Source organism: Mogibacterium sp. CM50 (assembly GCF_000293155.1).
Classification (GTDB): Bacteria; Bacillota; Clostridia; order Peptostreptococcales; family Anaerovoracaceae; genus Mogibacterium; species Mogibacterium timidum.
In genome coordinates this window covers 1-26279 of record NZ_ALNL01000020.1, presented here as the reverse complement: position 1 = coordinate 26279, position 26279 = coordinate 1, and the positions used below count along the sequence as shown (strand labels likewise).

The 26279-nt window shown below is 41.0% G+C and carries 26 protein-coding genes; 21 read left to right on the top strand and 5 right to left on the bottom strand.

Annotated elements, in window-relative coordinates:
- Window positions 1-548, bottom strand: a 548-nt coding sequence (locus HMPREF1152_RS03200; protein ID WP_009643098.1) for an IS30 family transposase, incomplete at its 3' end; no start/stop codon positions are given.
- A 435-nt stretch (window positions 549-983) separates the two neighbouring features.
- Between HMPREF1152_RS03200 and HMPREF1152_RS03195 the strand changes: the two genes are divergently transcribed.
- The 8 genes from HMPREF1152_RS03195 (at window position 984) to HMPREF1152_RS03165 (ending at window position 6055) form a co-directional block, all read left to right on the top strand.
- Entirely contained in the window at window positions 984-1310 is a 327-nt protein-coding gene (locus HMPREF1152_RS03195; protein WP_009643718.1) for a putative quinol monooxygenase, read from the top strand.
- 17 nt (window positions 1311-1327) lie between these two features.
- Window positions 1328-1858 (top strand): flavin reductase, encoded by a 531-nt coding sequence (locus HMPREF1152_RS03190; RefSeq protein ID WP_009643706.1) that lies wholly within the window; start codon window positions 1328-1330, stop codon window positions 1856-1858.
- Window positions 1859-2097: 239 nt separating this feature from the next.
- Window positions 2098-3006 carry an alpha/beta hydrolase gene (locus HMPREF1152_RS03185; protein ID WP_009643707.1) on the top strand — a complete coding sequence of 303 codons (909 nt, stop codon included), beginning with the start codon at window positions 2098-2100 and terminating at the stop codon, window positions 3004-3006.
- Between the two features lie 118 nt (window positions 3007-3124).
- Window positions 3125-3382 (top strand): hypothetical protein, encoded by a 258-nt coding sequence (locus HMPREF1152_RS03180; protein WP_242822269.1) that lies wholly within the window; start codon window positions 3125-3127, stop codon window positions 3380-3382.
- Window positions 3383-3445: 63 nt separating this feature from the next.
- Window positions 3446-4288, top strand: a complete 843-nt coding sequence (locus HMPREF1152_RS09715; protein ID WP_009643709.1) for a DUF6892 domain-containing protein — start codon at window positions 3446-3448, stop codon at window positions 4286-4288.
- 43 nt (window positions 4289-4331) lie between these two features.
- Window positions 4332-4481, top strand: coding sequence for a hypothetical protein (locus HMPREF1152_RS09775; protein ID WP_009643702.1), 150 nt, complete (start codon window positions 4332-4334; stop codon window positions 4479-4481).
- A gap of 91 nt (window positions 4482-4572) precedes the next feature.
- Window positions 4573-5715, top strand: a complete 1143-nt coding sequence (locus HMPREF1152_RS03170) for a Fic family protein (RefSeq protein ID WP_242822268.1) — start codon at window positions 4573-4575, stop codon at window positions 5713-5715.
- Between the two features lie 76 nt (window positions 5716-5791).
- Window positions 5792-6055 (top strand): hypothetical protein, encoded by a 264-nt coding sequence (locus tag HMPREF1152_RS03165; protein ID WP_039883447.1) that lies wholly within the window; start codon window positions 5792-5794, stop codon window positions 6053-6055.
- 264 nt (window positions 6056-6319) lie between these two features.
- Here HMPREF1152_RS03165 and HMPREF1152_RS03160 read toward each other — a convergent pair whose 3' ends face one another.
- The gene (locus HMPREF1152_RS03160) at window positions 6320-7537 is read right to left on the bottom strand and encodes an IS110 family transposase (RefSeq protein WP_009643711.1); all 1218 of its coding nucleotides are present in this window, start codon (window positions 7535-7537) and stop codon (window positions 6320-6322) included.
- 516 nt (window positions 7538-8053) lie between these two features.
- A complete protein-coding gene (locus HMPREF1152_RS03155) occupies window positions 8054-9478 on the bottom strand; it encodes a hypothetical protein (protein WP_009643705.1) in 1425 nt (474 codons plus the stop codon).
- A gap of 324 nt (window positions 9479-9802) precedes the next feature.
- Here HMPREF1152_RS03155 and HMPREF1152_RS03150 point away from each other — a divergent pair, with 324 nt between their 5' ends.
- From HMPREF1152_RS03150 to HMPREF1152_RS03095, 13 genes are all read left to right on the top strand, one after another.
- Window positions 9803-10231: a hypothetical protein gene (locus HMPREF1152_RS03150; protein ID WP_156791949.1), complete on the top strand. Its 429-nt coding sequence runs from the start codon at window positions 9803-9805 to the stop codon at window positions 10229-10231.
- Window positions 10232-10252: 21 nt separating this feature from the next.
- Window positions 10253-10972, top strand: coding sequence for a hypothetical protein (locus HMPREF1152_RS03145; RefSeq protein WP_009643701.1), 720 nt, complete (start codon window positions 10253-10255; stop codon window positions 10970-10972).
- Between the two features lie 292 nt (window positions 10973-11264).
- Window positions 11265-11870, top strand: a complete 606-nt coding sequence (locus HMPREF1152_RS03140) for a TetR/AcrR family transcriptional regulator (protein WP_009643719.1) — start codon at window positions 11265-11267, stop codon at window positions 11868-11870.
- Window positions 11871-11982: 112 nt separating this feature from the next.
- Window positions 11983-12294, top strand: a complete 312-nt coding sequence (locus tag HMPREF1152_RS09710; protein WP_156918872.1) for a hypothetical protein — start codon at window positions 11983-11985, stop codon at window positions 12292-12294.
- Between the two features lie 368 nt (window positions 12295-12662).
- Complete coding sequence (locus tag HMPREF1152_RS03135; protein ID WP_009643708.1) at window positions 12663-13253, top strand: MptD family putative ECF transporter S component; 591 nt, start codon at window positions 12663-12665, stop codon at window positions 13251-13253.
- On the top strand, window positions 13253-13981 hold the full coding sequence (locus HMPREF1152_RS03130; protein WP_009643723.1) for an energy-coupling factor transporter transmembrane component T: 729 nt from the start codon (window positions 13253-13255) through the stop codon (window positions 13979-13981). The genes HMPREF1152_RS03135 and HMPREF1152_RS03130 overlap by 1 nt, the downstream gene beginning before the upstream one ends.
- Window positions 13978-15360, top strand: a complete 1383-nt coding sequence (locus tag HMPREF1152_RS03125) for an ABC transporter ATP-binding protein (protein WP_036382030.1) — start codon at window positions 13978-13980, stop codon at window positions 15358-15360. The genes HMPREF1152_RS03130 and HMPREF1152_RS03125 overlap by 4 nt, the downstream gene beginning before the upstream one ends.
- A 475-nt stretch (window positions 15361-15835) precedes the next feature.
- Window positions 15836-16222, top strand: coding sequence for a C-GCAxxG-C-C family protein (locus HMPREF1152_RS03120; RefSeq protein ID WP_009643712.1), 387 nt, complete (start codon window positions 15836-15838; stop codon window positions 16220-16222).
- 817 nt (window positions 16223-17039) lie between these two features.
- Window positions 17040-17450 carry a flavodoxin gene (locus HMPREF1152_RS03115; protein WP_009643703.1) on the top strand — a complete coding sequence of 137 codons (411 nt, stop codon included), beginning with the start codon at window positions 17040-17042 and terminating at the stop codon, window positions 17448-17450.
- A gap of 614 nt (window positions 17451-18064) precedes the next feature.
- Entirely contained in the window at window positions 18065-18610 is a 546-nt protein-coding gene (gene rbr / locus HMPREF1152_RS03110) for a rubrerythrin (protein WP_009643717.1), read from the top strand.
- A gap of 237 nt (window positions 18611-18847) precedes the next feature.
- Window positions 18848-22243 (top strand): ABC transporter ATP-binding protein/permease, encoded by a 3396-nt coding sequence (locus HMPREF1152_RS03105; protein WP_009643713.1) that lies wholly within the window; start codon window positions 18848-18850, stop codon window positions 22241-22243.
- 266 nt (window positions 22244-22509) lie between these two features.
- A complete protein-coding gene (locus HMPREF1152_RS03100) occupies window positions 22510-23883 on the top strand; it encodes an IS5 family transposase (RefSeq protein ID WP_242822270.1) in 1374 nt (457 codons plus the stop codon).
- Window positions 23884-23945: 62 nt separating this feature from the next.
- A complete protein-coding gene (locus tag HMPREF1152_RS03095) occupies window positions 23946-24554 on the top strand; it encodes a DUF559 domain-containing protein (protein WP_009643720.1) in 609 nt (202 codons plus the stop codon).
- Between the two features lie 208 nt (window positions 24555-24762).
- Here HMPREF1152_RS03095 and HMPREF1152_RS03090 read toward each other — a convergent pair whose 3' ends face one another.
- Both HMPREF1152_RS03090 and HMPREF1152_RS03085 read right to left on the bottom strand, forming a co-directional pair.
- Window positions 24763-25953, bottom strand: coding sequence for a site-specific integrase (locus tag HMPREF1152_RS03090; RefSeq protein WP_009643700.1), 1191 nt, complete (start codon window positions 25951-25953; stop codon window positions 24763-24765).
- A gap of 75 nt (window positions 25954-26028) precedes the next feature.
- On the bottom strand, window positions 26029-26232 hold the full coding sequence (locus HMPREF1152_RS03085) for an excisionase (protein WP_009643521.1): 204 nt from the start codon (window positions 26230-26232) through the stop codon (window positions 26029-26031).
- Window positions 26233-26279: the final 47 nt, after the last annotated feature.

The following is a 26279-nucleotide window of genomic DNA, read 5'->3' as shown; positions in this document are numbered from 1 at the left end:
CAATCCCCAATACGTGAACGACTCTCTGCCTCGGCAGGTCGCTCTGAGAGATTGTTGCTAATAACTATTTTGCCACGTTTTTCAGTGTGTTCTTTAGTATGACGAGTTTTCCCTCTATGTCTAAGTTTCCGTATCGCACCTCGATTCCCCTTCGATTTGCGTTCGGCTTTTGTGTCAAACATTCTTGCATAGATAGCTCTATAAATGGTTGAATAACTAATGCTGAAACTCGCATGTTCCAGTTTTAGTCTCTCTGAAATCTGTTCCGGTGACCATTGATGTTCAAGAAACTTTTCTTGAACATATTTAAAAATCGTTGGATTCGAGAGTTTATGCTTCGGACGACAATTCTTTCTGCGAACTTCGTATGCAGCTTGAGCAGATATGGCAGAATACTTACTATCCACAGTATTACGAGATAACTCACGAGAGATTGTTGACTTATCTCTGCCAATGCTGTTAGCAATATATGTAATTGTGCAATTCTGTGAATGGAGAAGTAGTATCTTTTCACGCTCCTCTGGTGTAATATGTTTGTAATGACTCATTATGCCTCCTGATATTTGGATGTCTTAGCAAACACCATTTTACCAGAAGTAATGAGTCATTATTCATTTGTTGCACTTAGATTGTAAATTCAAGGTTTAATATTTCTTTCTTTTCTTTATAAAGGCACTAGTTTTTCTGAATTAGTTTTTATGATTAAGGAGAGTTTTCAATATACAGGCTGGTGGATGCTTGGTTTTGTTGCTTCTTGTGCACTTTTGTTGCTTGTAGTGTGGCTTGACCATAAAAAACATATTCAGAAATAGGAAATAAGATATGTTTTGCTTATGATAAAGAAAGCAAATTGGAGCGATAAAAAAGAATATTAGTGTTTGTAAACTTTAGTTTCTACAAATCCAAGTTCATGCATATAGAGGTATCATACTTCAAATGCTGCCATCCTAAGAACGTGAAAGTGTGAGACAGGAGAAAACCAGATGGCGATCACAGTTCATTTAAGATATACTGGAAAAGACGGGTCTGCCCGGAAGTTTGCAGAAGAAATGGTTTCCAGCGGAACAGTCACAGCAATCCGTGCGGAAGCGGGGAATCTCCGCTACGAATATTACATCTCTTTCGACGATCCGGAGACGATACTGCTCACCGACTCATGGAAAGATCAGACAGCACTTGACGCACACCATGCGTCACCGATGATGCAAACGATTTCTGAGCTAAGAGACAAATACGATTTGCATATGACGGTAGAGAGGTATGTCAGTATTGAAGAAAACGAAGAGGACAAGAAGTTCACAAGAGAATAGACGGAGGAATCAGGGATATGAGTTCATTTGAAGAAAAGGACTACAAGATTTTTGAACTGTTTGAAAAGCAGTGGGCGGTTGTAACCGCAGGCAATATGGAGCATTTTAACTCCTGCACCGTCAACTGGGGTAACATGGGGACTCTTTGGACCAGACCGGGCAAGAACGGATCAGTCATTACCGTATATCTATATCCGACTCGTTATACCCGTGAGATATTGACTGCCAGTGAAATATTTACGGTCAGTTTCTTTCCGCCCACCTGCAAAAGGGCACTGGGAATACTGGGTTCACGATCCGGCCGTGACGGGAACAAAGTGGAGGCTTCCGGTCTTACGCCTGTTCCTGTTGGAGACAGCGTAGGTTATCAGGAGGCAAGTATGACCTTCCTGTGCCGTAAGATCTATCAGCATCAGCTGGCGAAGGAAGATATCGCTCCCGATGTGCGGGAATACTACAAGACCAATTCTAAGGTATATCCAGTGGATGAGAACGGCGAATGGCAGCCTCATTGGGTGTTTGTGGGCGAGATTGTTGAACAAATCTGATAGCGCCGCGAAAGAATAATATTGTATATGGTCTGGATAAACAATCTGTTGTCGTTACTGCAGATGGCAAGGATATTGCCGAGACGGTTGAGAAGGCTGTTGCATGGCTGACAGAGTACAGTTTTTAAATAAGACATAGGAGGAAAATAACAATGGCAAAGGCAGAAGACAATAAATAGGGACTCGTCTATGACGGAGCGATCACAGAAAATATTGAAGGCGCAGTAAATATTCATCCCGTGAATTATCTTGTAAACGGTGTTAAGGTAGCTGCAAATGTTTATACACCGGCAGGGTATGATGAAAAGTCAGATAATAAATATCCGGCGGTAACCATTGCTCACCCGAACGGCGGCGTGAAGGAGCAGGTTTCCGGTTTGTTTGCGCAGAAACTTGCAGAGAATGGCTATATCGCCATTGCCTGCGATGCTGCATATCAGGGAGCAAGTGAGGGTGAGCCGAGGAATACAGATATTCCTACAAACCGTGGGGAGGACATCCATGCGATGGTGGATTATCTCATGAACTACCCCGGTGTCGATATTGAACGCATTGGCCTGTTCGGCATCTGCGGAGGCGGCGGATATACACTCAAGGCCGCTCAGCTTGAGAAGAGGGTAAAGGCTGTAGCTACGCTTTCAGCATTCAACACAGGAATTGTCCGTCTCTTCGGTCTCGGCAACTCGCAGGCCGATACCATCCAGCAAAGGCTGAAGGAAGCCGCTGACGCAAGAACCGAAGAAGCAAGGACAGGCAAAGTAGTCTATCCTGCACCTCGTGGGCAGATTACACAGGAGTACATTGATTCTCTGCCTGACGGTCTTTATAAGGATGGCATGTATTACTATGGCAGAGATTATGCTCATCCCAACAGCGGCGGTCAGGCTCCGATCAAGAACCTGCTTGACCTTGTGGATTTCGATGCAAGACAGAACATGGATCTGATCACTGTTCCGCTTCTGATGATGGCAGGCAGCGAGGCTGACACGCTCTATATGACAAAGGACTGCTTCGAACTCGCAACGGGAACAGAGAATAAGGAACTGTTCATCGTGGAAGGCGCCCGTCATATTCCGACCTACTTCGTGCCGGAGTTCGTGGAACAGGAAGCGGCTAAGCTGATGGAATTCTTTGGGAAATACTTATAATAAAGGAACACAAGAAGGTGACAGAACTCGAGAAACTGAAAGCAGGCCTTGAATACTGCTATGATGATAAGGAAAAGCCTTTGATGAATACTGTCTATATGGTGGAATGCCAATATTTGTGCAACTTAAAAGTCATGACAAGAAGAGGGAGTATTTGAAGAATATTTTTACGAGCACTTACATAAAAGATGTAGTAGAGCGTAGTAAAATTCTTAAAGATACATCTATAATGGATGATTTGTTAGATATCGTATCTTCATCTATTGACTCGTTATCTAACCAGACAAAACTGGCTGATACTTTTATGTCAGAGAAAAATATAAAGACATCTCAGTTTACAATAAGCAATTACTTTGACTACTTTATGATAACGTAAAATAAGTTTCGCAAATTGAGATAAATATGTTGAATAATCTGAAGTTATGAAAGATGAGGAATTATGACAAAAGAAGAACGAATAAAAAAATGGTTTTCCAATATACCCGATGCCGAGCTAATCAGTATGGAAATAAAAATGGAAATATGTAAGAAAGCAGCAAAGAAAATGATGATTATCATTTTTGGATTATTGGCTTTAGAGCTCGTGTTGTTATTGATGTTAGGTGGAGGTAACATTCTTAGCCGGACAGCGGATTTTCTCAATAATATTTCTATAGGAGGCAGTCACACAAAAAATCACTATCAAGGCGTCGCTTTTGCGGGAACACTTGTGTGCTTACCTGTTTTAATAATACCTTTAATTGTTGCTTCTATATACAAGAACAAATTCCTTAAATCCGAGGCGACTAAGATTGTGATAAGTATGAAAAATGATGATACAAAAGAGCCACATTTGAAGACTCTTAGTGAAAAAAATGTAGAAGATATTCTTCATTTTGATAATTTGAATTTCAAGCTGGCCATTATTCAAGTGTTGATGTATGATCTAAAGTTACTAAATTCGGAATTTGATATTTATGATTTTGCCGACCGATATAAAGAAGAGATTGATACAGACAGTGACATCATCATTGAACCTGCAATGAGCTTCTTTAAGGAATTGGAAATTCCAAAGAAATTTGCACCCTATGTAGAAACAATCTATATGGACGGTGGTAATGATGTGTATATGAATATTATTCCGCAGTGGGATGGGGAAGATGAAACTTTTGACTTAAATGAAATAACTTTGACAGAGCTACAGCAATTTCCAAATCTTAAGAAAGCAACTGTTATGAGCAGCAATCTTGATGAAGTAAAAGAAATTTTTGATGCTGCAAATATTGAGGTGAAATTACTTTGACAAAAAGAAAGGAACCTGCAAGATAGCTAAGCAGGTGTCAGTTATGAATGAATACACAAAATTATATCAAAAGATGAGAGAGACATGCATTCCACCACTTAATAAAACAAAAACAGTTAATGCGATTAGAAAAGCTAGAAATCCAATCACTTTTTTAGTAAAAGAGATTTTATTCAGATCCCCTTCTATATAATATAAGTAAAAGATGCGCTTGAAAATTTTACTTAAAACGGCTATGCTTATTCTAAGTAAAATAGATTAGACTTAGGGGGGATATTTTGAGATTGGAAAATAATAGAGCAGGACAATTAAAGAAAATGCAAAGTGATTACGAATGCTTTGTTCCACATAATTTGCAAGATATAAAATTAAGTCTTGATAGTGAAATAAATGCTTTAATCAATAAAGCATATTTATTATTGGGAAGATTAGACGGTATGGCAATAACACTACCGGATATTGATCTTTTTGTATCTATGTATGTTCAAAAAGAGGCAGTTATAAGTTCTCAAATAGAGGGTACACAAGCTTCTCTTGTTGATGTGCTACAAAAAGATAAGAGAAATGAAAAGATAAAAGATACTGAAGAAATTGTAAACTATATCAAAGCAACTCATTATGCATTTAAAAGACTCAATGAATTGCCGTTATGTATGCGATTGATTAAAGAAATTCACTCTGTTCTCCTGTCTAATGTTAGAGGAGAAGAAAAAATGCCGGGTGAATTTAGAAAATCACAAAATTGGATTGGACACACAGGATCAACTTTAAAAAATGCAAGTTTTATTCCACCTGCACCTGATGAGATGGATATTTGTTTAAGTGATTTGGAAAAATATATACACGAAGATAGCAATATTTCAAACTTAATAAAGATAGCTCTAATTCACTATCAATTTGAAACGATACATCCTTTTTTAGATGGTAACGGAAGAATGGGAAGACTCCTCATAATACTATATCTAAGAGAGCAAGGCTTGATTGAATACCCGGTTCTTTATTTGAGTTATTTTTTTAAGAAAAACAGGAATAGATATTATGAACTTCTTAACAACATTCGTATCAAAGGGGAATTTGAAGAATGGATTAAATTTTTTATAGACGGAATTTGTGAAATATCTGAAGATGCAATCACTTCTATTCAAAAGATTAGCGAGCTTAAAAAGAAAGATATAGAGAGAATTCGAAAGTTTTCAAACGGCAATATTTCAAATCTTCTTTTAGTGTATGAATATCTATTGAAGCATCCTTTTGTAGAAGCAGAGGATATAAAAAAATTAGTGCATGTTAGTAAGCCTACTGTCAATAAAATTTTAGAAAATTTAATGGATATGGAAATATTAGAGCTTGTAGAAGAGAAAAAAAGATATAGACAATATGTATATAAAAAATATGTAGACATTCTTTCAGAAGGAACAATATTGTAAAAATAAGAATTTCGTAAATTGATAAATGATAAGATTAAAGCGGTGTAGGCAAATTTGAATTTATGGAGTTTGAAGAATGGCGAGATATGAGTTTGAGTTAAGGGCAATTTATAAAATAAATGGAAAAGAAAATGTTTATTATGCAAGACTTTTAACACAAGACACTTATGGTATATTCGAGCCTATTTATGGAGAAATATGCCAAGAAAATTTTCTTGATAGAAACTATGAAAATTGGCCACAGAGTGAAATTTATGGGTTAGCTTTAGGTGGTACTCCGGAACATCAAAGAAAACAAATAGCTGCCTTGAAAAAGTTGGGATTCGATTTATGGTGGTGAAAATTAATCAATAGTGTTGATAGACAACTAAGAATTTATAATATAGTATAAGAACATTTTAGAGGTTATATTCGTATTGATTAATAGGAATTTGAGAAGTGCTTGCTCTATAACTATAGATGAAAAATCTATTGGATTATTAGGAGCCTACTAATAAAAAGTCAAGCACTTTTTGAAAGGAAAATAAAAATGTTTTTTTGTAAAAATAAGCACAATAAAAGAGCCACCGTTAATCGCCGGCTAAAAAACAGAAGAGGAGGTGTTCTATTCGGTTTGAGATTGAGAAGCTAAATGAGCCTTAACAGTTCCATAGTAAATGCGAAGAAACTTGTTTGCACCGGCAGTCATATAGACATGATAAGGCTTGCCCTCTGCTTTCTTCTTCATCATAAAAAGATAGACACGATTATCAGCAGGAGCATTCTGCATCAATGTCTGCATGATTTGAAAAAGAGTTTTTCTGAGTCTTGGAGCACCACGCTTGGAAGCACGGTTACTGTCAATTTTCATCTTGCCGGACTGGTTGACTCCGGGATCAACACCTGCAAAGGCAGTTAAAGCTGAGCGATGGTTAAAGCGTGAAATATCTCCGATTTCAGCCATAAGCTGAGGACCGAAGGTATGACATACTCCAAACATGTTCATAACTACTTCATATTCAGGCAGAGTAGAAGCTAATTCATCCATTTTTAGACGCATGGATTCAATCTGTGCGGAAATGAGATTAACCTGTACAATAGCGGAGAGAACCATATCTTTGTAAATATGGTCTTTGGGAACAACGGCAATGAGTTCTTTGGAAGATTCAAATAGACTCTTTGGCTTATCAGGCTGAAAGATGTAGCCCTGCCTTTTACAAAACTTCTTGTAGCGCTCGGTAAAAGTTTTCAGACCGATGGTTCTTACACAATCTGCATGCCAAAAAGAATAGGCATAGTCAAGCCATTTCTGCGAACCATTCTTGCGAACAGGACTGTCGAAGAATGCATTAACACCGGGATAAGTTAAATCAAGTAATGAAATGAGATTGTTCTTAAGAGCTGTCTTTTGTCGCATAAGAAACTGGAACTGAGTATTTAGAGTTTTTAGTTGCGTGCGTGTATTATCCATAGCTGAATATTGACGAAGAAGGTGCCACTTGTCAAGTGTATATCCTGCAACCTTCTTTGCATCGGCAGAATCAGACTTGACCTTTCTAAGAGAATTATCGCCGTCATACTCTTTAATGAGATGAGGATTTACAGCAGAAACGAAGAAACCTGAATCAGAAAGAACTTTAAGAATCGGTTCGTGATAATGACCGGTACATTCCATGACAATGCGAGTATCGCCTTCAAGGTGTTGGATATACGAGGACAAGATAGAAAGCTCCTTTGGAGTGTGCCTTACATCAAAGGGCTTACGTACAATTTCCCCTGCCGGGCGAAGAACCGCGATTGTGCTCTTACCCTTACTAACATCAATACCTACAGCGTTTAACATAGTTATGCCTCCTAAAGAATAAATTTGCAATGGTACCGGGCTTTCTCATTGCTTATTTAATCTCCTGGGCATCAAACGAACACGCAAGTATAGAGCGGTTCAACCTACATAAACCAAACAGCTGCAAATGAGTGACCGGACGGCAGGCTTTCCGACGGACATAAAAGTCCAAGGAGGACTACGCCAAAACCATGCCACTACATTTTAACAGCTTTAATAATGAGATGAGCAGTTCCTCGCTGGATGTGAGGTTACTGACCACTACACTTTATATATTAGGAGGAGGGTGGAGCATGCGTACAATTCAGTCAGAAAATATTTTGAGTGAGAACGAACGGCGATTAAAATGAATGGGGCAATGTAGCAGACCTTCATTGCCCCGGAAATGTTATCTTTATTTTCTTGCCATTTGCGAATTATAGGATTCACCGCATCCCATAAAGATATTTTGATGTACCGTTATCAAACCTTTTGGAGCATCTGACCATAAATCAATGAGTTTTTTCCGAGGTAAATTTACCCGTTCAGATAATCCCAAAAGGCATTAACCATATTTCTTTCGCTGGTTATAAACGCCGCCAAGGGCATGTCAGCTTTTGCCATCACAACTCCGGCATCATCCTTCACATATAGCAGTGTATGGAAGTCCGGTTCACTGCTGAGAGTGACAGTCAGATTCTCATACTGCCTTTCCAGCAATTTCAGCCATTCCCAGTGTGCCAGATACTGCTCTCGCGTATAGGTAAAGTCGTGGATAGAAAACGCTTCTGCCAGAGGCAGCTTTAGACGAGAGGGCGTCAGCAGAGCAAGCTCCAGATCCAACAGCGTCAGTGTAATACGCTGCTTTTGTATATTCCTGCAGAATAAGGCAAGGATCCGCTCCCACAGTTGAAACAGCTCCCCACTTCCGGTCTGCGTCGTCAATTCACGGACAAGTGCCTCCGGCATGGTAAACAGCGGCGGCATGGCACAGCGCAGGCGAACGCTTCCCTCAACATAGGCAAGACCGAAAAAATCTCTGTGAAATCGCTCCGTCTCCTGCCCCGTAAAAATGCGCATGAGAGGGCGGCAAAGCGTGAGGTAACGCTCGTATTCCGTTACAAGTGCACTGACCGCCGTTCTATCCGTCAGGAAGATGTGGAGCATCCCTTCCGTGTCCTGATGTACGGATGAGGAAATGACAGCCGCTGTATCCGGAGCAATGAACATCGTCCGTTGAAAGACACCATCCCGCAGCCGCGGATAGTAGTATGGCTCAATCATGCCCGTCATATAGATGGGGATCCACTTTGTGACGGCTTCCATAAGTTCGTTGAAATCCCGCGACACGGTATGGATAATCCGAACCCGGTTGCCTTTCAGAATGACCTGCTTGAACAGTTCCATCCATCGAGCAGAAAAGGCCGGATCCTCATAAAGCCAGGCCATGCTTTCGTCGGAAAACAACAGCAGCGTCTGTGGTTTTTTCTCTTGCAATATCATCAGAAAGAATTGCTCCACCGCCTTGCGCTTACCGGCATTTCCGTAAAGATGTCGGGCATATTTCCGCGGTGCTTCCTCAACGCTTAAGTTGCCCGGGGCAGCAGCTGGACTAAAGACAACCCGCGAAAAGCCGGAAATCAGTCTGCCGGTTGTGGCGGCGGTATCATTCTCCGTTTCCAGAAGCCATTGCTCCAGATATCGCGCCATGTGTTCCACAGAGTTAAATGCGGTGTCTCCGATGCCCGTAAGCTTCTGCAGTGCACTGCACTGGTACTCTTTTTTGATATGTTCCGCAAGATACCGGCACATGGGCTCCAAATATTCGTGCTTTTTCGGCAGCGGCCTCGCACCGGTGCGAAGTCTTCCGATGTGTGAGCTGTTTATATGGACAGCTCTGCTCAGCAGGCTGTTGGAAACCTCCGCAATATTCATCAGCGCATCAAACCGCTCTGCAAACATATGCCACCCTCCACATAGAATTTTCGATTATTATAGCAGCCATGCCAAACCGGTTCAATATATATGACACATAATATGCCATGAATTTGGCACAACCTTTTTGGTTTTATCTGTAAAAAATGGCTGTGACCTATGATAATGTAAAAATATACGAATATACAAACAATTAAGGATGCGGTCAATATGCGGTTTCCCACCAATAAGGTAGGCTTTTACCTCGAAACACTATGAGTTACACCTATAAGAAAAGCTCAGGGTAGCCAACATGTTTTTATAATGTTTTGTGCCTTGAGTGTCAAAAACGCGAAAGGAATGGATATGACTATGAAAGGATTACAATACCTTTACCCTAACCGCTCTTTCACCCTTGATGAGTTGGTAGAGTTTATGAAAATTCACTGGGATACTCTGCATTACAACAACTTCACGGTTGGCAAGCCCACATCATTAGCTGCGGGTCAGGCTGTCATTCTTCCTGCAACTGCCCGTCACGTTGTACTTGTTGTACCTCATTCAGCCGGAGAATTATTCAACAGAAAAGACAAGATCATTCTTTCAGTTACTGAAAATCAGGAAGGCTTTGAGGAAAGCTTGATATCTTCCCTCGTGACAAGCAACGCATTGACCGGAGTCTGGTCAATTCAAAAAACAATGTCCATTCATAAGGAAAGAAAAGGACCGGCAGAAGAAGCCCTGCTTCGTTACACAGAGCATCTTCGCACACTGCTGAAAAACGAGGGCTATTTGGATTAACTTGAATTGGGAGGTAGTGCTATGAAAGTGCGTGAAGTAATTAATATAAATCGGACCTTAACGCTGCAAGAATTGTATGAGTTCATGCAGCAATGTTGGGATAAGACAACATATAACGACTTCGTTTTAGGCAGACCTGCTGTTGGTGCGTTCAGAGATTACATCCTGCTTCCTGCGACTAAAAGATATGTGATATCTAGTTATCCGCATAAAGATAAGGTTATTATTACTGTGATGCCCAATCTTGAAGGACAGATTGATCTGGCGGGAAGTGTGGTGCTTGGTGGCTATGGTCAAATGGGTCTGACAGCAGAGCTGCGCGGATTAGCATCCCAGGTTAACGAGCTATATGCCGCATATATAGAATCGCTGTTTGCAGAAGCTGGACTGCTCACCGGTTTTCCCAAAAAGCAAAAATGCCCTATAATCAAACATCGTGACGGAGAAAAGATGGTTGAGAACGTGCTGGATCTTGTGAAAATCGCACCTCCGGAGTCACGCAGGACGTCGAATTTATCGTTTATACTGGGTATCATTTCCCTAGTTTTGTTTTTCACAGGTATTCCCTGGATTGTTACAGGGGCTGCTGCCATCATGACAGCCAACTCAGTGTTAAAGGGAAAGGGGTATCAGGATAAGGCATACAGAGGACGATTCTGTGGAAAAGTCGCAGTCTGCATGTCATCTGTTATGACGTTTATTCTTATTATCGGCAGTATTCTGACTAAATTCTATACGTAGCACAGACCTATTGACCTCTGAGTGAAGCAACCGATGGTGAGATGGATTTGACAAGTGCTGAAAGTAAGGCTACTTATGTACAAATTAAATCCCATGTATGTCAATTTAGAATGTACGGAGAATTTATCCTTGGATACTTATCAGTAGATGAAGAAAACCAAAGGTTTTGAAAAGGACAGGGATATCAGTAAGTGATTTTCTACAATTTATTGTTGATTGACTTGGCAGTTAGAGTATGCTAACATACAGCTATTGAACGAGCGTCGGTCAATAATGAATTGGTGGTGATAACTTGACAAGCAGAATTTCAAAAGCTCCGGAGGAGAGAAAGCAAGAACTAATAGAAGTAGCAACTAAACTTTTTGAATCAAGAGGATATGAAAAAGTTTCGGTCAGAGACATCCTTTCAGAGGTTAATGGCGCCCCTGGTATGTTTTATTATTACTTTAAGTCCAAAGAAGACATATTTTTAGCTTGTATGGAATGTTATTTTTCCGAGAGGCTCAAAGTGAAAGTCGATATATTAAAAAACAAGGAAATAGCATATGAAGTAAGGATAAAAACCTTGAGGGAGCTTATTGTAAATGACATCAACCAATTTGCACAAAGATTCGATTTTTCAGCAGATAATTCTATAACGGATAATTCATATAGACTTTGGGAATTAATGCATTATATTGGACACTTTGTAGAGGCTTATGCTGATTTCATTATTGAAGGAGTTGAGACACAAAAGATAAAAAATCGTATCGGTGTTACTAAAGAAAATGCGAGAAATATCGCTGCATTTATTCTTTATGGGGCAACAGGAACAATTTATAATGATTCTATAAATGGAATAAAAGAGGTGAATAATCCTGATGGGGCATTTGATATTATCAGTGAAATATTCACTTGAGATAATAAAATTTAAAAATAAATATAATGATCTATTGAGACAAGGAAAACATGTAAAATTGTTTTCCTTGTGTTCGTTTTAGGGACATTGAACGAACTCGTTCGGTAAGAAAGTGAGGTTAAATTATGAAGAAAAAAAGAAATCCATAGGAGACATTGTCTCTTACAGTGATACTAATAAAGGAAATTTAGTAGTTGGTATTTTCCTTGTTAGTATAGGGATGATTTTTAGTATAGGTCCCATTATTGCAGTATTCAAGATTATTAGGGAGTTATTTAACGGAAATAATCCGAGTACGAATATTATTAACTATGCTTTATATGGGTTTATATCTGTAATTTTTGCATACTTGTTTATTTACAGTGGAGGAATTTCATGCATAAATTTGCTTATAGACTTATTGCAAATCTGGAGAAAAAAATAGTTTCACATATTGGGCAAGGGCTATATTAAAAGATGTTCCAATCATATTACTTGATGAAGCTACCGCATCGCTTGATCCTGAGAATGAAGTAGCTGTTCAAGATGCAATTTCTAATTTAATAAAAAATAAGACAGTTATAGTAGTTGCCCACAAACTGAAAAATGTTGTTGGAGCGAATAAAATTGTTGTTCTGGACAAGGGTAAGATTGTAGAGCAGGGCAAACATGAAGAACTGCTATCTCTGGGAGGAGTATATAAATCCCTTTGGGATTATCAAGAAAAATCAAAACATTGGCAAATTGCTAATACATTAAATTAAATTTTAGCAATCTGGTAAATAGTCAAGAAGACATTTGAGGAGGATTATTATGTCAACAAAGAAAAAATCATCAAAAAATGCTATCACAGCGGGAGTTTTAATTGCACTCTATCTTGTAACCTATGCAATAATTGGGGCTATTTCGATGCCAATACCAATTTTGTTTTTACTAATGCCTATGATAGTAGCATTATTTGCAGCACCTACTTACCACATGCTTCTTGCAAAAACAAAATCAAGCACAGCTATTTTTATAGCAGCAGTGTTACCAAGTGTACTTCTTGTAGCGACGGGACATATTCCTATTGCACCATTGGTATCAATACCGGCTGGAATTATAGCTTTGTTAATTGCAAAAAACGGTAACTATGAAGATTTTAAGAAAAACAGTATAAGTCATTTGTTTTTTTCGCTTAATCTTTTTGGAGGATTTATACCAATTTGGGTTATGAGAGAGGCATTTTTTAAGAGTGTAATACAAGGCGGATTGGATCAAAGTTTTTGTGATACGGTGAGAACCTTAACCCCACTATGGGTATTACCTGTTATGATTTTGGGAACATTTTTGTTCTCTTTACTGGGTTCTTATCTAACAAAGAAAGTGCTAAATAAAAAATTAGAGTCAGCTGGGGTATTATAATGGAAGTTAAAAAGTTTGTTCTGGGGCATACATATGACCTCAGAACAAAACTTGCTTTATTGATAGGAGCAAATATTTTAATATTTCTTGGCAACAGTATATTGTATGAAAGTTTTTTAACATTGCTTTGTTTGATGGTTATTATAAGCAGTGGATACATAAAATCGGCTTTAAAATATATTTTGTTTTTTGCCTTTAGTGTCGCTGTGGAAATAATCGTAATAAATTTAGATATTCACTTTTTTGTGAATTTGATTTTGTTCGTTGTAGCAATTATCAGGAAGTTTTTGCCATGCATTATTATTGGGAAATGGATTTTAAGCTCTACAAGTTCATCTTTAGCTGTTGCAACTTTACAAAAAATGAGATTGCCAAAAGATGCTCTTATTATGATTTCCGTTATATTTAGATGTTTTCCTACAATTAAAGATGAGTGGTCGCATATAAATATGGCTATGAAAACAAGGGGGATCAGCTTCAGTATTTATAACTTGGTTAATAGACCGACTGAAACAATAGAATATTTTTTTGTACCATTATTTGTCAGTGTTATAGAAATCGGTGATGAATTATCTCAATCTGCAATTGTAAGAGGTTTAGATGCTCCTGCAGTAAAGACAAGTAGGCATATTATTAAAATACAAATAGGCGATTGCATAATTTTTGCATCGTTAGCAGTTGTAATATGTATGGTTGTTTTAATGAGGTTATGGGGGTATCAGCTATGATTGAAATTAAAAATTTAAGCTTCAAATATAGTAAGGATGATGACTGCAGCTTGAAAAACATAAATTTATCTGTTCGTAAAGGAGAGTGCGTACTTTTATGTGGAAAAAGCGGTTGTGGTAAGTCCACACTGCTAAAAACAATAAATGGTATCATTCCGGAATTTTGTAATGGAGAGATAGATGGAAGTGTAAAAGTCGGCGACATGAATACCTTTGAGACAGAGATATATAAAATTTCTGAAAAAGTAGGATCTGTTTTTCAAAACCCTAAAACACAGTTTTATACAACAAATACCACAGATGAAATCGCTTTTGGTTTAGAAAATTACGGATTGGAAAGGGCGGATATAAATAAAAAGATTGAAAAAGTTAGAGACGCCTTAAACATTGAATCATTGATGAATAGAAACATATTTGAGCTTTCAGGTGGAGAAAAGCAAAAAATAGCAATTGCCAGTGTGTATGCTTTAGATCCGGAAATATTTGTTTTTGATGAACCGTCTTCCAGTTTGGATATTGATTCTATGAAGGAACTTGCAAAGATAATAGAAAAATTGAAGGTGGTAGGTAAAACAATAGTAATTGCTGAGCATAGGTTATGGTATTTGAAAAACGTAGCTGATAGAGCAATATATCTGGAAGATGGAAAAATCACAAAAGAATACATTATGGAAGAAATTCAAAATTTAAGTGAAGAGGAAAGATTAAGAACAGGGCTTAGGCATACTGAATTTCATAGTGATAACTTTAAAAGAAAATCAAATTCTTTGCAAAATACAATTGAACTGGAAATAAAAGACTTGTTATATAAAAGAAAAAAGAAAACCATTTTGATGGTAGATAACCTGAGCTTTGAAAGAGGAAAGATTATAGGAATAATTGGGAAAAATGGAACGGGGAAGTCTACTTTTGCAAAAATTGTTTGCGGACTTGAGAAACCGTCTTCCGGGAGGTTTTACAAAGACAATAGACAATTAAGCTCTAAAAACAGGATCAAAAATAGTTTGTTGGTTATGCAAGAGGTAAATAATCAGTTATTTACAGATACGGTTTATGACGAGATAAATTTAACATCTGATATCGGCGCTGAAAAAATAAATATTTGCATGAAAAACATGCAAATCGATAATTTAAAACAGAAGAATCCTCATACCTTATCGGGTGGACAGAAGCAGAGGGTTATTATTCTATCTGCTTTACTTTCAAATAAAAATCTATTGTTTTTTGATGAGCCAACAAGCGGATTAGATTATGCGAGTATGAAAGTAGTTGCTGAGAATATAAAAAATTTCCAAGAAACAAAGAACTTGATTTTGATAATTTCTCATGACATTGAATTTTTAGAAGAGGTATGTGATGAAGTTATTTTTTTCTCGTGATTGTGATTTATGTGCAAATTTATTGAGATATGAAAAGTAATATATAAATAGACTACTATTGTGATAGCCATAAACATCTTAATTTAAATTCTGAAGGTAATGAAAAATCTACCGGCAAATAGCAAGATAATACGAATACGTTCTTTGTTTATTGCGACAACAGCGGACTGCTGTTTGACACGGAAAGGCGGGTATTCTATGCACATATGCCTGAAAAGAGATTGGACTGATAAATTCCGGCTTAGACAACAGACATACCAAGGTTCCCACACTGCCATCATCGGCGGCGGGGGAGTGGTTTAGTTGCTGCATCCGGCGATTACACTTTCTACCGGGTAAAATCCTCGAATCTGCTTGGTGGCGGGAATGATACAATCGAAGTCAAGTTATATTTGGCAACACAAACGGTAGATAGTGACTGGCTGAAATGATATGATTAACAAGACAAGATTAAGAAAATGGAAGGTAAAGTGATATGAGCAAGAGAGGTGAACTCGCTATCGAGCGAAAGCATCACGGGCATAACTGTGCACAGGCGATAGCCTGTACCTACGCTGACTGCGTGGGCGCAGATGAGGAACTGTTGTATATGATAAACCAAGGATTTGGAGGCGGACTAGGCGGCATGGAGGGTCATTGCGGCTGCCTGTCAGGTGCGTCGGTTATTCTCAGTCTCAAGGGTGAGAGCAAAACCAAGACTGCAGGGGAGATGAAGCGTATCACAGGCGAATTCAAGGAGCGCAATTCGTCAGTTATCTGCAAAGACCTCAAGGGGCTTAAGACCGGGAAGATGCTCAGAAGCTGCGATGATTGCGTTCGTGATGTCTGCGAATTTATAGAGGAATATCTGGATATTAAGTAATTTTAGAGACCTTACAGGAAGTTAAAAATTGGCTGAAATAAGGACTATATGTAGTAAATTGTAGATTAAAAAACATAGATATAGGAATTTTAGGCAGGCTTACAATGAATGAGTCTGAATATTTGTTTTATAACACAAAATATACCTCCTGATAGACTGATTAATTGTAATATATAAATAAAAATACATGATAAACTGTTGACAAAGCTTTGCAATTAGATAGAATATGCGTGAAAACAAATAGAAACGATTTTAGTAATCGATTAAAAATCTTGATTAAGGAGGACAATAATATGATAAGTGCAACAGTAGGTTTAATAATTTCGGGAGGATGCATGATTCTATCATACGGCTTAATCAAGATGGCATATAACAGGAGCAAATATGGTAGCTCTTTCCGTTAGGGAGGTATACCATCAGTAACATTTTCTCTATATTCCTAAAAAGGCGGAGGACGAGCTAAGGGAGCTCGTTCTTCGCCTTTTGTGAGACTTTGCTTTGCCGAAGCTTTTATTGAAAGCTTTTGCGTATCCCTGTAAATCCTCGTGAGTGTTTGAAGCTTCCCGGCAGGCCTTGCGAGCTCCTGAGACACCTGCCAATCTTTAGCGAGTGTTTTTTGAATTTCTACTAAGCCTCGTGAATTATTTCGACTGCTGTGGAGACCTGTCAATTTCTGAGGGCACTTACATAAGATTAGATTGTAAAGAATTAATAAAAGTCAAAAAAGTACTTTACAAAGTTAGAGATATCTAATATAATGAATTCCGGTTAGAGAAATCTAACATATGACAGAATATAGTTACCAGGAGGTGTTTACATGTACGTAGTATATTGGAGCGCTACAGGCAATACTGAAGCTATGGCTAACGCTGTTGGCGAGGGCATCGGAGCAGATGCTAAGGTTGTACCTGTATCTGAAGTGAGTGTAGCGGATGTAAAGGGCGAAGATAAGCTTGCTCTCGGTTGCCCGGCTATGGGAGCTGAGGTAATTGAAGAGGAAGAGATGGAGCCTTTCATCGCAGAGCTGGAGGGCTGCTGCTCGGGTAAGAAGCTCGTTCTGTTCGGTTCATACGACTGGGGCGATGGCGAGTGGATGCGCTCATGGAAGGACCGCATGGAGGCTGCCGGTGCAGTAATCGTTGAGGAACCGGTAATCTGCAACAACGAGCCTGATGATGCAGGTCTGGCACAGTGCAAGGCTCTTGGAGAGGCGCTGGCTAACGCATAGGCGGACACCGATACGTTAGACAACGGTATGTTCGAATAATCGTACAAAATAATATTAATTAAAGCTTAATAACGATAAGCAGATAAATCCAAGCCATAATAATCATACTTTCAACCTACATATTTAAGTCATTTTGTTAATCGCCAAAAGCCGGGGGCATCTGCCCCCGGCTTTTGGTTAGTGCGCCCACCCGGCGCACTAACCAAAGAGTACTCGCAGAGCGAGTACTCTTTGGCTGCGTAGTCTCTATTCGATATATGCTTTAAATCTACACATAAATGACAAATTTATATATTGCGCGCAATTTAATTATATGCTATATTTATCTTGCCCTTAAATGAAGCAGCATTGTTGAGAATAATGTGGAAGCAAGAGAGAAATATTATGTACAGGAAGATTATCAATAAGATTACAGGCTATTGAACTGTGAACGGCGGCGTTCTCAGACTGCCGGCAGGCAAGTACAAGGAGCTTGAGAATTGAACTTTTGTGAAGGAATATTCAAGAAAATAATTTTCTACAATTGAATATTAAATGGTACAATCATCGTAGAGAATGACAGAGGGCTCATTTTCACTAATTGATTGACAAAATGGTTTAAGGAGGTATAGGTTATGGCTAATAAGAAATACGCAGGAACACAGACGGAGAAGAATCTTGAAGCGGCTTTCGCAGGGGAGTCGATGGCGCGCAACAAGTACACATATTTTGCATCTAAGGCTAAGAAGGAAGGCTTTGAGCAGATTGCTGATATATTCCTCAAGACGGCTGCAAACGAGAAGGAGCACGCTAAGCTCTGGTATAAGGAGCTCAACGACGGTGTAGGCGACACTGCATATAATCTGGCAGACGCTGCAAATGGCGAGAACTACGAGTGGACAGACATGTACAAGGGCTTTGCTGAGACAGCTGAGAAGGAGGGCTTCCCGGAGCTCGCAGCCAGATTCCGCCTCGTAGGCGAGGTTGAGAAGCACCACGAGGAGAGATACCGTGCACTGCTCAAGAATGTTGAGATGCAGGAAGTATTTAAGAAGAGCGAAGTGAAGGTGTGGGAATGTCGCAACTGCGGACATATTTGCGTTGGAACTGAGGCGCCTGAGATCTGCCCGGTTTGTGCTCACCCACAGTCATTCTTCGAAGTTCACGCAGAGAACTATTAAGGAGATAGACCATACGGCTATGAGTAGGCTTCGGTTCGCCGGGGCCTTTTTATATATATGCAGTATAGGGTGCATAAATACACAAGGTATTCGAGGTGATAGGCTGACATATTTATGTGAATGTCTGCAATAAGGTGGTGTGACAAGATAGAGTAGACAGTATGTGCTTTTGATGCAATGCATTATGATATCCCGTGGAAGCTGGTCAGCGGGATTAGCTTGGATTAGGGTAAGCAAATGATTGAAGTAAGGGAAATACGAAAAGAATACAGGACCGGGGATTTTATTCAAAAAGCACTCGACGGAGTTTCGGTAGCTTTCCGAGACAACGAATTTGTAGCGGTTCTCGGTCCTTCCGGGTCGGGGAAGACCACGCTTTTGAATATACTGGGAGGTCTTGATACTGCTGACTCCGGAGAGATTATAATAAGCGGAATTTCAACCGGAGAATATAGACCGTCAGATTGGGATACATACAGAAATCACAGGATAGGGTTCGTATTCCAGAGCTACAACCTAATCCCGCATCAAACGGTGCGAGCAAATGTTGAATTGGCTATGACCCTGACAGGCGTGGAAGCGGCTGAGCGACGTGCACGAGCAGAGGAATCCCTTGAGAAGGTCGGTTTAAAGGGTCATGAGGATAAGAAACCGAGTCAGCTTTCAGGCGGTCAGATGCAGCGTGTTGCCATAGCTCGCGCACTCGTCAACAATCCTGAAATCGTCTTAGCCGACGAACCTACAGGTGCGCTGGATACCGAGACAGGAATTCAAGTCATGGGACTCCTGCAGGAGATTGCCAAGGATAGACTGGTCATCATGGTTACCCACAACCCGGCTCTGGCAGAGTCGTATGCAAATAGAATAATCACCCTCAAGGATGGCAGAATCCTCGAGGACAGCAAGCCTGTAGCTCCGGATGAGCTAAATGCAAGCGTCAGAAACAAGGTAGCGGCTTCCGATGCGGGCAAGAAGACTTCGATGGGCTTCAGGACAGCCCTCGCACTGTCCTTCTCCAACCTTATGAGCAAGAAGGGAAGGACGTTCCTTACCGCGTTTGCCGGTTCTATTGGAATCATAGGCATAGCAACGATTCTGGCATTGTCCAACGGAGTAAACGGTTACATAGCTAAGGTCGAGGAAGACACCCTGTCTTCATATCCGCTGACAATTTCCAAGACAGCAACCGACCTGACCGGCATGTTTACCAACCTAACCGGCAATTTCAAGGATGATAGAAAGGCCGACAGTAAGGATAAGGGTAAAGACAAGGACAAGGCTTCGGACACAGTCGAGGTCAAGGATACGACAGGCGCAGCGGATTCAGCTTCAAGCTCAGACACAGATTCGGATTCGGCTGCGAGATCAAGTTCCGGCTCTGGCTCAAGCGAGAATGCCGGCTCAGCAAACGGTTCCTCGAACTCAGACTCCGGCTCCGCAAAATCGGCAGACGGCAAGGAAATCAAGCAAAATAACGTGCTCGGTTCAGTCTTTGGCAACACCAGACGCAATGACCTGGTGGCCTTCAAAAAATTCTTAGACAAGAAGGACAACAAGGTTCGTAAAAATGCTTCGGTTATCACGTATAACTATGGCATCACTCCGATGATTTTCCAGGACAAGACCGGTGCGGAGCCTGTAAATGTTAACGCAGCCAACGATATGGATGCCAACTATGAGAGCTTCGGCATCCAGAACAATTCCAACACGGGATTCCAGCAGATGCTCGACGATGAGAAGCTGCTCAGGCAGCAATATGAAGTAGTTGCGGGTAAATGGCCTAAGGAACCTGACGAAGCGGTTCTCGTCCTGAACAAGGATGGTTCGATTGCCGACTACACTCTGTACCAGCTAGGCTATTACGACCACCAGGCTTATAAGGATGCTATGGCAAAGTACAGACAGACAGGCAAGCTGGAACTGGAGCGCTCGCAGCAGAAGCCTTTTAGATACAAGGATGCCCTCAAGCTGAGATACAGCGTCATCTCACCGGGTGAGATATACACCTACAATTCAGCCACCGGTACGTGGCTCGACCAGTCCAAGAACAAGGAATTCCTGCGCGACCGGCTGGACAAGGGGATCAAGCTCAAGGTCGTAGGAGTTCTCAAACCTAACGGCAAGTCGAGGACGAACGCCCTGATGCCGGGTATCAGCTATCTGCCATCCTTAACTTCTAATATTATTGACAGAATGAAGGATGCAGATATCGTCAAGCAGCAGCTTGCACACCCGGATGTGGACGTATTTACGGGCAAGACGTTTGAATCGCTCAAGGCATCGAACGGCTCTGCCTTTGACATGAGCAAGCTGTTTAGCGTCAACCAGTCTATGCTGGCTAGCGCATTCAAGTTCGACGCGTCCAAGCTGCAAAAGGCCTTTGGCAGCAGCCCACTCTCCGGCCTCGATTATTCAAAGGCTCTGCAAGGAGTGGATACGACGCGACTCGCTCAGGACATGATGAGCGGTCTGATGCAGGAGCTGGCGGGATTCCCTGCCTATCTGCAGCAGCAAAATATTACGTTGTCTCCTGCCGACCAGACAATGGTCACAAATGAGACGAGTCAGCTGATAGCCACTCTCCTCGCGGGTTATCCGACCTATGCGAGCGACTACGCAACGAAACATCCGGGAGCGAGCCGGGACGAGATTATAACTTCGTATCTTTCGAGCACGACTGCGCGGACAGCGGTATCAACCACTGCAACACGGATAGCTCAGAACCTGGGAAACAGTGGATTTAGCGGAACTATAGAGAGAGCCCTGAGCAACTATATGCAGGGCAGAATGTCCGGAGTGATGGGTCAGTTCATGGGACAAGTGATGAACGAGATGCAGAAGCAGCTTGGTTCGCAGCTGGGCAATGCAGCAGCCGCAGGCGGACAGATGCTTAGAACACTGCAGAGTGCGTTTAGCGTCAATCCGTCGACTTTTGCCAAGGCGTTCAAGCTGAACATGGATCAGACGCAGATGGCGGCGCTGTTCAGCCAGTTCATGAATACGAGCCTCGTGACGTACGACTCGAACCTCAAGAAAATGGGCTATGCCGACAGGTCTAGCCCTGAGTCTATCTCGATATACCCAAGCAGCTTCGAGCACAAGGACGCTGTTATAAAGGGAATCGACGACTACAATGCTCACATGAAGCGGACGGGGCACAAGTCGCGAGTAATCACGTACTCGGATATCATGGGCGCGCTCATGTCGTCGGTTACGGATATAGTAAATATGATCAGCTACGTGCTTGTGGCATTTGTCAGTGTGTCGCTCATCGTCAGCTCGATAATGATCGGTATCATCACGTATATCTCGGTGCTCGAGCGCAAGAAGGAAATCGGTATTCTGCGCGCGATGGGTGCATCCAAGCGAAATATTGCAAATATCTTCAATGCCGAGACCTTTATCGAGGGGCTATTATCGGGCGTGTTTGCGATACTGTTCGTCTATATCGTGAGCATCCCGGTAAACGCAATCGTGCTGTCGCACTTCAATGTCGATCACATCATGAGACTGCCAATACATTCGGCGTTAATTCTAATAGGAATCTCCGTATTACTGACCTATATAGCCGGTTTAATACCATCCAGGTCAGCGGCAAAGCGCGATCCGGTGGAGGCGCTGCGTAGCGAATAGAGTGAATAGAGAATGATAAAAAAGCGGGAGTTTTGGAGGTAATCGGAGATTACATAGTGAGTGCTCACGCATGCCGAAACATTGTTAAATGTAGTTTAACTAATTGAAAGTACTGCAGTTTAGGCTCGTCTGTAGTATAATACAGGTGCAAGGAAATGTTGTAAAAACGGTTAAAAACCGTGCACCTGATTAAACCGGAGTCATCAATGTACAAGAAAAATCGTAACAAACAGATTGCCTTCTCAAATTTCAACCAGCCTTTGTGACTGCAAATGAATCCCGAGAATCGTTGGGTAAAGAAAGCCGAGACCATTCCGTGGGACGCGATTGAAGAGCGCTATGCAGCGCTGTTTCCAAGTAACCGTGGAGTTACGGCCAAGCCACTCCGAATGGCTTTTGGCTCATTGATTCTGCGGAAGCATATAGGATGCTCTGATCGGGAGCTGCTTGAGCAGATCACAGAAAACCCGTATTTCCAATACTTCATTGGACTTCCGGGTTACCGAATGGAACCGCCATTTGTTCCATCACTACTGGTCGAGTTCCGTAAAAGGTTGACGCCCGAAATCCTTGGAGACATCAATGACATGATCCTTGAGTACAATACTGCGGATGATGACAATGATCCAAACGGGTCACCTTCAGAGGGATGTACTGAAGAGACTTCATCAGATAGCAATTCCGGTACAATGATCATTGACGCCACATGTGCACCACAGAACATTGAGTTCCCACAGGACATAAACCTGCTGAACCAGACTAGGGAAAATCTTGAGTACATGATTGATGAGATATGCTTTTCGTACAACCTAAAGAAACCAAGAATGTACAGAGAAGTGGCAAGAGGTGACTATCTCGCTCCAGCCAAGTGCAAAAGGCGCACCGGCAAAAGGATCAGAAAGGTGAGCAAGAAGCAGCTGCAATATATCCGCAGGGATCTCAGGTATATCGATGAACTCCTTGCTCAGGGCATAGAACTCAAGCCAAAACAGCTTGAGCGACTCATAGTTGTTCGCAAAGTCTATGAGCAGCAGGAGTACATGTACTGCAATAACACTCATAAGGTACCGGACAGGATAGTAAGCATCAGCCAGCCTTACGTCAGACCAATCGTGAGAGGAAAAGCCAAAGAACCGACGGAGTTTGGAGCAAAGCTCGATCTCAGCATAGACAACGGCTTTGCAAGGATAGAAAAGCTATCCTTCGAAACATACAACGAGAGTGAAGTGCTCATCGGTGCCATAGAGCAATACTTCAAACGAAATGGTTATTACCCGAAGCGAGTCTTGGCAGATAAGATCTACAGGACTCGTGACAATACGGCTTATTTCAAGCTACATGGCATACGTCTTTCCGGGCCTGCACTTGTCAGACCGAAGAAAGATCCGAAGGCTGACAAGAAGATTGAGTACGAGGATGCTGTGGATCGCATTGAAGTAGAAAGAGCCTTCAGTCTTGCCAAAAGAAGATTCGGGCTCGGACTGCTTACGACGAGGCTTGAATCCACAACGGAGAGTTCTATCGTACTGTCTATTATCGCTATGAATGTTGATCGCTTCACCGGGCTTTTCTTTGTGCGAGTTTTGCTATCAATATTTCAAGGTACGTACGTTGGCCTCATTTTAGATCTAACTTTCTAACAATGACTTGTTGTGCATACACTAATTAAATTTTTGATAAAAATTACAGAGGAGATATACAAATGCCAACATATAGTAATAAGTGGGGATTTTTAAGGGAATCGCAAGAGGCTGCATTAAAAGCTGGAATTGACAAGAGAACTGGTCTATGTAGAACAGGGTTGGATGAATATCTAAAAGTTATATTCCCTAGCACTAGTGATTGGGTGCATGATGAAACTACTGGTATAGTAGAAAAATCTGGTAAACGGAGTTTGAAACGTCCAGATTGGCGAAGTGCAACCTTAAAGTTGATAATAGAGTTTGATGGTGTTGACCATTACAAGACTCCTCATCAAATAATTAGTGATTCAGAAAGAGTGGAATTTTACGAGAAGAACGGTTATAAAGTGGTTAGAATACCATATTTTATACAACTAACAAATGATGCAGTCGAAAAAATGTTTGGAGTTTCAGTAGAGGAGAAACTCTTTGATGAGACTATCCCTGCATTGGGCGAAGATAGGGCTTCTCCAGCATGTTTGTGTCCAATGGGAATTCAAAGAATGGCACGAGAATTTCATGAATTTCCAACCCAGTATAAAATAAACATCAAGCATCTTGAGAGTTATAATAATGAAGATTTGACAGGCTGTAAGTTATTAAAAAAAGAGTATGATAAGATTAAGTGAACTGAAGAAAATAAATAAAATATGATTTCAGGAAAACTCTAATACGATTTTTAACTATCTTCTCAAAACTTCTTATATGCCGATATAGCCTGTCTTTACAGGCATTGCCGGCATTTTATCTATCGGGAGATACTCACATATTTTCTTAAATCCGCTTGTGTTTTCGCTTTGAAAGGTAGTAAAGAAGTAGTAAAATCTCTCTTTTCCTTTAAGCCGCCAGTCTGAAAAATTCCGCCTGTGCGCTGTCAAATGTGGCGTGTGCGTAATAGTTCAGGGTCATGGTAATGTTGGCGTGTCCCATAAGATACTGTAAGGCTTTCGGATTCATTCCCGCATTTGCCATGTTGGTGCAGAACGTGTGTCGCAGGGTATGGGGCGTTGTTACCGCCGGCAAAGCTTCCTCATGATTTTTGTTATACTTTTCTACAAGTCTGCGAAACATAGCATCATAGTTGATACAAGCCTGTGGTGTTCTGTTCCTTGTGAGAAAAAGAAAGCCTGTGTAGCCGTCAACCTCGAAACTACTTTTTCTTCGGCTTTGCACAACTCTCTGCAAGGCCTCAAGAACTCGGTCGCTCATTGGAATTTTCCGAATACCGTTTTCCGTTTTCGGTGTTTCAATGCGGTACGATTTTTTACCGGAGTATTGAAGTTGATGATCCACATTGATTGTCCGATTCTCAAAATCAATATCGCTCTCCGTCAATCCGCAAAACTCTGAAATACGAAGTCCTGTTCCAAGCAGAATGATAAGCTCGTCATAATACTTATGATAGACCTTATCGCTTTTCACAAAGGAAAGTAAACTTTCTTCTTGTGCAGGCGAAAGAGGAACCTTCGGCTCGGTGTCATCCTCAATAACTGTGTTGATATGAAAGTCAAAGGGATTTTTCCTGATACAGTCATCCTGAATGGCGGTATAAAAGGCTGCCTTTAGAGAACGCTTGTAATTGCTGATGGTTTTGAAAGAATAGCCTTTTTCTTTCATTCGTAAAGCCCATTCCTTTGCATCAGACATTTTTACATTCTCGATGCTGCAAGTGCCTATAGTATCTTCCTCAAGGATTCTCATAAGCTGTTTTCTGCCTTGCTTTGTACTGTGTCTTACATTTGCATGGTTTCGTATCTGCTTTGCGTAAAGCTGGCAGACGGTCATTTTCTTTCCCACCGGGTCAATCCCGTCATCAAGGTCTTTTTGTATCTCCTTGACCTTTTCCCGCAGGGATTTATCCTCGCGTTTTCCTTTCGGGGTCTTATCCGTTGGAACTAATTTCCATGCGTACACAAACTGCGTCTTTCCAAAGGTGTCTATATATTTGTAAGCATATCTCCCGTCTTTTCTCTGGCTCTCTCCTGACCGCAAAACTCGGTTTTTGCTGTCCCGTCTTTTTTCTGACATGTTATGCTCCTTTCCAAGACGGAAAGAGCCTTGATATGCTATATCTATTATAACATCGTCAAGGTTCGATCTCCATTAGATTGTGTCAACCGTATCGATCATTTTTTCAAACTGCTTGCGCTTGATCTGAATACGGTTGCCGTTTAATATCACCCAATTTGCGTTAGGATTTTCTTCTGCCAGTTTTCGCAGCTTGTTTTCTCCGATGCGAAAATACTTTGCCGCTTCTTCTATGGTGAGGGTATATTTCTCCCAGATAGGCACATCCGTTTGATTCATTTCATCGCCCCCTTTCTCAAAATAGGTATAGTAAAAGTTCTGATATT